Source organism: Arthrobacter sp. SE2, from assembly GCF_058244265.1.
In genome coordinates, this window is record NZ_JBZAYA010000049.1 from 1 (window position 1) to 1,485 (window position 1,485).

General features: G+C 66.3%; 1 protein-coding gene. It reads left to right on the top strand.

Translation table 11 applies throughout. The features are described from left to right. Positions 1 to 150: 150 nt before the first annotated feature. The gene (locus AC4CS3_RS23885; protein ID WP_490785534.1) at positions 151 to 1,473 is read left to right on the top strand and encodes an ISL3 family transposase; all 1,323 of its coding nucleotides are present in this window, start codon (positions 151 to 153) and stop codon (positions 1,471 to 1,473) included. The last annotated feature ends 12 nt before the right edge of the window (positions 1,474 to 1,485 follow it).

Here is a 1,485-nt window from a genome sequence, read left to right on the forward strand (position 1 = left end):
GGCCCTTCGCAGATGAGCGTGGTTAGGGCCGTCTGACGCCTAGGGCAGGAGCGTGTCCTGATGCCGCTGCGGCGTGGTGCGGGAGGAGAGAGGTCAGGGCCTCTTTGAATTGGTAGCGACCAAGCTTCCAAATAAAAAAGAGACCCTGATATGGCCAATGCTACTTCCTGCCCGGGCGGTCGCTGGTGCGAGCGGGCAGACGCGCTTCTTGGTGTCGACGGCATCCACGTCTGCTCTGTCACGACGTGCAGAACCGGCCTGGTTCTGCACGTCGAGACAGCCGAAACCGTCAGCGGTTGCCCGGACTGCGGCGTCGTCGCGGTCGGGCACGGCCGACGCCAGGTCCGGCTCCATGACACACCCTGTTTCGGGCGGCCGGTGCGGCTGCTCTGGGCCAAGCGTGTCTGGCGCTGCCCGGACCCTGACTGCCCCAGAACCACGTTCACCGAAGAACACCCGCTGGCAGGACCGAGGGCGAAACTCACCGCCCGCGCCGTCGAGTGGGCGACCGACGGCCTGCAGCGCTTCGACACCTCCGTCTCCGCCCTGGCCCACCAGCTCGGCGTCTCCTGGCACACGGCCTGGGACGGGATCAAGGCAGAGGCCGCCCGACGGATCGCAGCGACCGGCCGTCTGACAGGGGTGAACGCGCTCGGAGTCGATGAGCATGTCTGGTCCCATACCGGCCCGCCCGGATCCGGCATGGTCACGGGGATCGTGGACCACACCCGCGACGGGAACGGTGTGGTGCACGCCAGGTTGCTGGACCTCGTCCCGGGCCGGTCCGGGAAGGCCTACGCGGACTGGCTCAAAGCCCGCGGCGAGGAATTCACCGCCGGCATCAAAACAGCGGCGCTGGATCCCTTCCGCGGCTACGCGAACGCGATCCGCGACGAACTGCCCGAAGCCATCACCGTCCTGGATGCCTTCCATGTCGTGAAACTGGGATCGGCCATGGTCGATGAGGTCCGCCGCCGGGTCCAGCAGGAGACCCTGGGCCACCGGGGCCGCAAGGGCGACCCGCTCTACGGGATCCGCCGGACCCTGCAGATCGGGGCCGAACACCTCACCGAAAAACAATCCGTCCGGCTCGACGCGAAACTCAACCTCGGGGACCCGGACCACGAAGTCACCCTGGCCTGGCAGTGCTACCAGAAGCTCCGAAACATCTACCACGCCAGGCCGGAGCGGGGCAGGGAACTCGTCAACGAGGTGATCTCCTCGTTCCCGTCCTGCCCGATCCCCGAGGTCTCACGACTGGGCCGGACACTCAAACAATGGAAGACGGCGATCCTGGCCTACTTCGACACCCACGGCGCTTCCAACGGACCCACCGAAGCGATCAACGGCGTCATCGAGACCACCCGCAGAATCGCCCGAGGCTTCCGCAACTTCACCAACTACAGACTCAGATGCCTACTGGCCGCCGGCGGCCACCGCCCCTACCGAATCAAACAGACCAACCATGCCTAAATGCGAAGAGCC

Bases quoted from the DNA above. Each gene is read 5' to 3' on its own strand.
- AC4CS3_RS23885 (WP_490785534.1), top strand. From the start codon at position 151: ATGGCCAATGCTACTTCCTGCCCGGGCGGTCGCTGGTGCGAGCGGGCA.